Source organism: Actinoplanes sp. NPDC051346 (assembly GCF_040682215.1).
Lineage (GTDB): Bacteria > Actinomycetota > Actinomycetes > Mycobacteriales > Micromonosporaceae > Actinoplanes.
Window position 1 is genome coordinate 81,018 of the sequence record NZ_JBFBAJ010000011.1, and the last position, 8,037, is coordinate 89,054.

General features: G+C 70.6%; 3 protein-coding genes. All 3 read left to right on the top strand.

All coding sequences use genetic code 11. The features are described from left to right. Window positions 1-28: 28 nt before the first annotated feature. Window positions 29-3,481 (top strand): BTAD domain-containing putative transcriptional regulator, encoded by a 3,453-nt coding sequence (locus AB0M36_RS25865; protein ID WP_364161859.1) that lies wholly within the window; start codon window positions 29-31, stop codon window positions 3,479-3,481. 147 nt (window positions 3,482-3,628) lie between these two features. Beyond that, window positions 3,629-4,708, top strand: a complete 1,080-nt coding sequence (locus tag AB0M36_RS25870; RefSeq protein WP_364161862.1) for an ABC transporter substrate-binding protein — start codon at window positions 3,629-3,631, stop codon at window positions 4,706-4,708. Window positions 4,709-4,761: 53 nt separating this feature from the next. Next, window positions 4,762-7,518 carry an AbfB domain-containing protein gene (locus tag AB0M36_RS25875; RefSeq protein ID WP_364161865.1) on the top strand — a complete coding sequence of 919 codons (2,757 nt, stop codon included), beginning with the start codon at window positions 4,762-4,764 and terminating at the stop codon, window positions 7,516-7,518. Window positions 7,519-8,037 lie beyond the last annotated feature (519 nt).

An 8,037-nucleotide genomic window follows, 5' to 3' on the forward strand; every position in this document is an offset into this window, starting at 1 on the left:
GACGGGTCGGCTTTGGATCGGAGGAGAGATGTCGGACTCCCCGCACGAGACGCTCCGGGTGTCGGTGCTCGGCCCGGTCCGGGCCTGGTACGGCGACCGCGAACTCCACCTCGGCCCGGCCCGCCAGCGCGCCCTCTTCGCCGTGTTGGTGGCCGACGCCAACCGCATGGTGAGCCGCGACGACATCATCGAGGCGGTCTGGGGAACGACGCCCCCCGCGACGGCTCCCGGCAATGTCTACACCTATATCTCCGGGTTACGCCGAGTGCTCGCACCGGGACAGGACCGCAGTGCGGCGGTCGACGTGCTCACCTCGGGCCCGAACGGCTATTCGCTGCGGATCGCCGCGGGCCGGCTGGACAGCGACCGCTACGAGGAGATCTGCGCCGAGGCCGAAGAGCTGCACGAGGCGGGTGACGTGGCGGCCGCGGCCGGACGGCTCGACGAGGCCCGCCGGCTGTGGCACGGCGAGGCGTACGCCGGCCTCACCGGCGACCGCATCGAGCTGGAGCGCACCCGGCTCACCGAACGACGGTTGGCCGCGGCGGAGCGCCAGGCCCGCATCGCCATGGAGCTCGACGACGACGGGCTGATCGGCGACCTGGCCGGCCTGGTCCGGGACTACCCCCTGCACGAGCCCCTGCACGAGTTGCTCATGCTCGCGCTGTATCGCGCCGGTCGGCCCGCGGAGGCGCTGGAGGCGTTCCAGGCGGCCCGCCGGACCCTCGTCACGGAGCTCGGCGTCGAGCCCGGCCCACGGCTACGGGCGCTGCAACGCCGGGTCCTGGACGGCTCGGTCGAGGGCGACGAATCACCCGCGCGGACGGTGGCGGTGGTGCCCACGCAGGTCGCGCGGGCCATCCGCGAAGGCATCGCGGAGCAGCCGCTGTTCGGGCGTACCGAGGAAGTGGCGTTGCTGCGCGAGCTGACCCGGCGGGTCGCGGACGGCCATGGGGCGGCGGTCTGGATCGAGGGCGAGCCGGGCATCGGCAAGACCGAGCTCCTCACCCACGCCCTGTCCGATGCGAACGCGGAGGGCTGTCAGCTCTTCTGGGGCGTCGCCGACGAGCTGGACCAGCACGTTCCGCTCCAGGTCGTCGCCCGCGCGCTGGGCCTGGCATCGCCCTCCCCCGACGCGCGCTGGATGGGCAGCGACGACGGGAGTCCGGGAATCGCGGCGGAAGGCATCCTGGCGCACCTGCGAGCGGCGTGCGCGGCCACGCCCCTCGTGCTGGTCGTCGACGATCTACAGTGGGCCGACGAAGCCAGCGTCCTGCTCTGGGACCGCCTGGTCACCGCCACTCGACATCTGCCGCTGCTCCTGGTGGCGGCGACCCGGCCCGAGCCGAACGGGCGCGACCTCACGCGGCTGCGCCATGGCGTACGGCTGCGCGACGGCCACGTGCTGGTGCTTGACGCCCTGCCGCCGGATGCGACGGAGGAACTGGTCGCCGCGGTGGTCGGCGCCCCGGTCGGCCCGCACCTGCGCGCGGTGGTCGGCCATTCCGGCGGAAACCCGCTGTGCGCCCGCGAGATGGCCGCGGCTCTGGTCCGCCGGGGCGTCGTGGCGGTGACCGACGGCCGCGCGGACATCGACGCGTCGGTGCCGGTGGAGGCGCCGGAGTCGCTGCTCGCGGTCGTACGGACCACTTTGGACTTCCTCGGCGAGGACACCCAGGAGGTGCTGCGGCTGGCCGCTCTGCTGGGCGCGGAGTTCGCCGTCGAGGACGTCGTGGCGGTCACCGGCCGCACCCCGTTCGAGCTGATGCCCTCGCTGGAGGAGGCGCTCGCCGCGAACGTCGTGGTCAACTCCGGCTGCGACCTGGCGTTCCGGCATCCGTTCCTGCGCGCGGCGCTCTACGACAGCATCCCGCGTACGGTCCGCACCCTGCTGCACCGCAGGACCGCCGAGGTGCTGGCCCGGGGCGGCAGCCCGGTGACCCGCGTCGCGGAGCAGCTCGCCGCGGAGACTCCCGTGGTCGACGAATGGGTGGTGTCCTGGCTCGCCGAGCACCACGCCGAGGTGGTCAAGCGGGTGCCCCGGATCGCCTGCACGCTGATCCGCCGGGTGCTCGACACGGAGCTGCCGAGCCCGGCGCAGCGCGAGAGCCTGTTGATCGCCCTGGTGAAGCTCGACTTTCGACACGATCGGTATCCCACCGACGAGGCCCGCGAGGCGCGGGCCATCGCCACCGACCCGGCCGACCGGGCCGAGATGCTGCACCTGCTGGCCGCCATGCGGTATCGCCAGGGGCACAGCGCGGAGGCCATCGCCCTGCTGACCGACGCGGTCGACGATCCGGAGGCGCCGGAGATCTGGCGGACCCGGCACCGGGTGTTGCTGGCGAACTTCCGTCGGGGTCCGCTGGACGACCTGGACCGGGCCGACGGGTGGGCCCGGCAGGTGCACGAGGAGGCCGTTGCGGCCGCACGGCCGTACGAGGCCGCGTTCGCTTTGCAGACGACCTGGCTCACCAACTCCATCCGGCGCGACCACGAGCGGGCCCTGGAGTATGTCGACCGCGCGCTGGACATCATGCGCGACCACGCGTCGTTCGCCGGCATGTATTTCGACCTGCTGGACAACCGGATGTTCACCCTGCAGAACCTCGACCGACTCGACGAGGCCGAACGGACCCTGCGCGAGGCGGCGCTGTTCGCGATCCGGCACCGGCTCCCGGCCAGCCTCCAGGTGGCGTCCGCGGTGCAGTACTACTGGCTGGGTCGGTGGGACGACGCGACCGCCGAGGTCAGCGCGGTGACCGAGGACGCGCCCGGCGTGACCTTCCTGGGCATGCGCGAGGCCGGGGCGGTGACGATGCTCCTTCACGGCGTCGCGGCGCTGATCGCGGGGCACCGGCAGGACCAGGGTCTGGCGGCGGCCCACCTGGACGCGGTGAACGCCCTGCCGATCACCGACGCCGAGCGGGAGAGTTGCGACTTCCTGCTGGTCGCCCGCGCACTCGTCGCGGAACAGCAGGGCCGTCCCGGCGAGGCGCTGGAGGAGATGGCACCGCTGCTCACCCCCGAGTACGCCCCGATGATGCTGCGCCACCAGTGGCTGCCAGACATCCTGCGGCTGGCGCTGCGGGTCGGCCAGCGCGACGTCGCCGAGCGCGCCGCGGCGATCTGCGCCGTGGAAGCCGGCAAGGAGGTCCGCCCGGCCCGCGCGTTCGCGGCCTCGGCCCGCTGCCGCGCGCTGATGACCGGAGACCCGGCGCCGGCGCAGCAGGCTGCCAGCCACTACCGGGCGGTCGGACGGGTGCCCGAGCTTGCCGCCGCCCTCGAGGACAGTGCGGTGCTGCTCGCGGCCGCCCGTCGTCCGCACGAGTCGGCGCGGGCCGGCGCCGAGGCGACCGAGCTCTACACCGTGCTCGGTGCCCGTTGGGATCTGCACCGCACCCGGGACCGGCTGGACGAGTACGGCATCGACGTGCGGCGCGGCGCGGCACCTACCGGCGTCGCCGGCATCGTCCGCTAAGGACCGTCGCCCGCGTTCATTTCTGGGCGGTTCTGGGCGGGACCTTGACAGGAAAAGTTCGATAGTGCGTGAATGTGTTTCTGTATGGGTGAGCGTCGATGCCTTCCGCCCCGGCGGACGCCGAGCAACCACAAAGGAGCACATGCCATGAGCGCCAGATACGGCCGCTGGAGGCCGGCGGTCATCACACTCGGAGCAGCCCTGCTGCTGGTCAGCGCCTGCGCCAAGGCGGAGGACAGCGGCACGACCACCGCCGACCCGTCCGCCGGAGCCCAGGTCGTCCAGTCCGCCGCCCCCGGCGCCAAGACGTGCACGCTGGAGCAGTTCGGCGGGCAGAAGCTCGACCTCAAGACCGCCAAGATCGGCTTCTCCCAGTCGGAGAAGGAGGCCAACCCGTTCCGCATCGCGGAGACCAAGTCCATCAAGGACGAGGCGGCCAGGCGCGGCATCCCGGCCGGCAACCTGCGGACCACCAACGCGAATTCGCAGTTCAACAAGCAGATCAGCGATGTCGAGCAGCTGCTCGACTCCGGCGTGCAGCTGCTCATCGTCGCCCCGCTGAACTCCGACGGGTGGGACTCGGTCTTCGCCAAGGCCTCGGCCCGGAAGGTGCCGATCATCACCATCGACCGCAAGATCAACGCCGCCTCGTGCGCGGACTACCTGACCTTCATCGGGTCGGACTTCGAGGAGCAGGGCAAGCGCGCCGCCGACAAGATGGCCGCCGCACTGGGCGACAAGGGCTCGGTGGCCATCCTGCTCGGCGCCCCGGGCAACAACGTCACGACGCTGCGCACCAAGGGCTTCAAGGACCAGATCGCGAAGATCGCACCGAACATCAAGATCGTATTCGAGCAGACCGGCCAGTTCTCCCGCGAGGAAGGCCAGAAGGTCGCCGAGCAACTGCTGCAGTCCAACTCGGACATCAACGGCATCTACGCGGAAAACGACGAGATGGCGCTCGGCGCCGAGGTGGCGCTCAAGGGCGCGGGCAAACAGAAGGGCGACGTCAAGATCGTCTCCATCGACGGCACCCGGGGCGCGGTCCAGGGCATCGCCGACGGCTGGATCCACTCGGTGATCGAGTCGAACCCGCGGTTCGGCCCGCTGGCGTTCGACACGGCGACCAGATTCTTCAACGGCGAGCCGATCCCCGAAGACATCATCATCAGCGACCGCGAGTACGACGAGAGCAACGCCAAGACCGACCTGAACAGCGCCTACTGACCCTCCTTACCGCTTTCCCTCCTTTACCGCTTTCCGTCGGAAGGAGAACCGCCGTGACCGAACACAGACCAGGGTCCTGGCGCCGCCCACTCGCCATGATCGCCGCCGTCCTGACCGCCTCGTCCGGCACCCTTCTCGTCACCCCGGCCCCCGCGTCGGCGTTCGCGCCCAAGCCTCCCCCGCTCAGCACCCCGTGGACCGATCAGGTGTCCACCACCAACCCCCTGCCGGAATACCCCCGGCCGCAGCTCACCCGCCCCGACTGGCAAAGCCTCAACGGCACCTGGCAGTTCGCCGGCGCGACGAACCTCGACAACCCGCCGGTGAACACTCCGCTCGGCGAGGAGGTGCTGGTGCCGTACCCGATCGAAAGCGCCCTCAGTGGAATCATGCGGCGCCAGGACTACTCGTACTACCGCCGCACCTTCACCGTCCCGGCCGGCTGGGCGGGCAGGAACGTGCAGCTCAACTTCGGCGCGGTGGACTGGCAGTCGAAGGTATGGGTGAACGGCACACTGCTCGGCACGCACGAGGGCGGCTACGACAAGTTCTCCTACGACATCACCGGCGCGCTGCGGACCGGCGCCAACGAGGTCATCGTCGGCGTCTGGGATCCGACCGACAGCCAGGACATCCCGGTCGGCAAGCAGCGCCTCCACCGCGGCGGCATCTGGTACACGCCGTACTCCGGCATCTGGCAGACCGTCTGGCTGGAACCGACGAACGCCGCCCGGATCACCCGCCTCGACACCACCCCGAACGTCCCGGCGGGCGGCCTCGACCTGGTCGTCCAAGCCGCGAACGCGAGCGGCCGGACGGTCACCGCGCAGGTCCTCACCGGCGGCACCGTCGTCGGCACGGCCACCGGCACCGTCGGCTCCTCGTTCCGCATCCCGGTCCCCAACGCCCGTCTCTGGACCCCGGACAATCCTTTCCTGTACGACCTGAAGGTCACGCTCGGCGGCGGCGGCGACGCCGTCGGCGGCTACTTCGGCATGCGTACCCTCGGCAAGTCGATGCTCGGCGGCGTGCTGCGCCCCACCCTGAACGGCAGGTTCGTCTACCAGCTCGGCACCCTCGACCAGGGCTACCGGCCCGACGGCATCTCCACCGCGCCGACCGACGCCGCACTGCGCTTCGACCTCGAGCAGCAGAAGGCCCTCGGCTTCACCATGGTCCGCAAGCACATCAAGGTCGAGAGCGACCGCTGGTTCTACTGGGCCGACCGCCTCGGCCTGATGGTCTGGCAGGACATGCCGGCGCTGGCCAGCGGCAGGGAACCCTCGGCGCTCGGACGTCAGCGCTTCGAGCGCGAACTCAAGGAGATGATCGACGAGCACAAGGGCATCACCTCGATCGTGCAGTGGGTGCCGTTCAACGAGGGCTGGGGCGAATACGACGCCGGCCGCATCGCCGACCAGGTGAAACGCTGGGACCCGACCCGCCTCGTCAACCACAACTCCGGCTCCAACTGCTGCGACTCCGACCCGGACCCCGGCAACGGCGACGTGATCGACGACCACCTGTACGTCGGCCCCGGCCTCACCCGCGCGCCGACCGCCACCCGCATCGCGGTCAACGGCGAATACGGCGGGCTCGGCCTGCGCGCACCCGGACACGAATGGCCCTCCGACGGCAAGTTCGCCTACGAATGGCTGCCGGACTCCACCGCGCTGACCAACCGCTACATCCAGATCACCAGCAAACTGATCGACCTGATCAACGGCAACGGCCTCTCCGGCTCCGTCTACACGGAACCGACGGACGTGGAAGAGGAACTCAACGGCTTCTTCACGTACGACCGAAGAATCCGAAAAATGGACTTCACCCGCGTCCGCGAGGTCAACCTCCGCGTCCTCGGCGCGGCGAACGGCACCACCCTGCCGACCAACCGACTCGCCTCGCTAAGGGTCACCACCCCCGGCTACACCGACCGCTACCTCCGCCACCGCGACGGCCTCGCCCGCACAGACGTCATTGCCACGAGCAGCAGCCCCACCGACCGGCAGGACGCAACCTTCACCATCCGTCCCGGCCTCTCGAACGACGCTTGCTACTCGTTCGAATCACGCAACTTCCCCGGCCGATACCTGCGCCACCGAGGACACCGCGTCTACACCGAGGCGAACACCGGCGGCACCTTCCCCGCCGACGCGACATTCTGCGCGCGACCAGGCCTCTCCGGCGGCGGCACCTCCCTCGAAGCGTCCAACCTGGCGGGCTACTACCTGCGGCATCGCAACGCGGAGGTGTGGATCGACCCGGACACCGGCGGCCCGTTCCGCGACGACGCCACCTGGGCCGTCTCCGCACCGCTGTGGCGCAGCGGGGCAGACCTGGCCGTCAACCAGAAGCGCTCGTTCCGCGTCACCACTCCCGGCTACGACAACCGCCACCTACGACACCGCGACGGCCTGGCGCGGACAGACATCATCACCACCGGCAGCCCGGCCACGGACCGGGCGGACGCCACATTCACCGTACGCACCGGCTTCGCCGACACGAGCTGCTACTCGTTCGAATCGGTCAACTACCCGGGGCAGTACCTGAGGCACTCGGGCTACCGCCTCCAGAAATCCCCGAACGACAACACCCCGATCTTCCACCAGGACGCGACATTCTGCGCCCAACCGCCCCTGAACGGCGGCCCGGGCAATGTGTCGTTGGAGTCCATCAACTATCCCGGCTACTACTGGCGGCACTACGCCGAAGCGGTCTACATCGCCACCAACGGCGGAGGCAACACCTGGGACAACCCAGCCAGCTATGCCGCCGACGCCACCTGGAACAACGCCGAACCGCTCGGCTGACGACGGCCGGGGTGGGCGTAGCCTGCGGCCCAAGCCGCCACGGGGGCGTTGTGAAGCGGTCACGTTGCGCAGGTCGATCTGAGCCGTCCGCCTTTTGTCCGGGCCTCCGTGTCTCGGGTTGCGTGGACCCGGGCCACTGCGAGCCGGCCGCGCGGATCGGGCCACTGCAAGCCGGCCACGCGGATCGGGCCACTGCAAGCCGGCCGCGCGGGCCGGGCACCACAAACAGGCCGCGCGGATCGGGCCACCACAAACCGGCCGCGCGAGCCGGGCACCACAAACAGGCCGCGCGGATCGGACCACCACAACCGACCGCGCGAGCCGGGCTTTGCAAACCGACCGCGCGGATTTGGGGCACCGCAAACCGACCGCGTGGACCGGGCAACCGCGAGCCGACCGCGTGGGCAGCGGCCGCGAGTCGAGCCACTGTGGACTGCTGCCACGAGCCGGGCTTGCAGTCGGGCAGACACTGCGAGCCGACCGCGTCGGCCAGTGGCCGCGAGCCGGGCCTGGGCGCAC

What these genes read in the sequence shown, in the direction of transcription:
- AB0M36_RS25865 (WP_364161859.1), top strand. Translation starts at nt 29, where the DNA reads ATGTCGGACTCCCCGCACGAGACGCTCCGGGTGTCGGTGCTCGGCCCG.
- AB0M36_RS25870 (WP_364161862.1), top strand. Translation starts at nt 3,629, where the DNA reads ATGAGCGCCAGATACGGCCGCTGGAGGCCGGCGGTCATCACACTCGGA.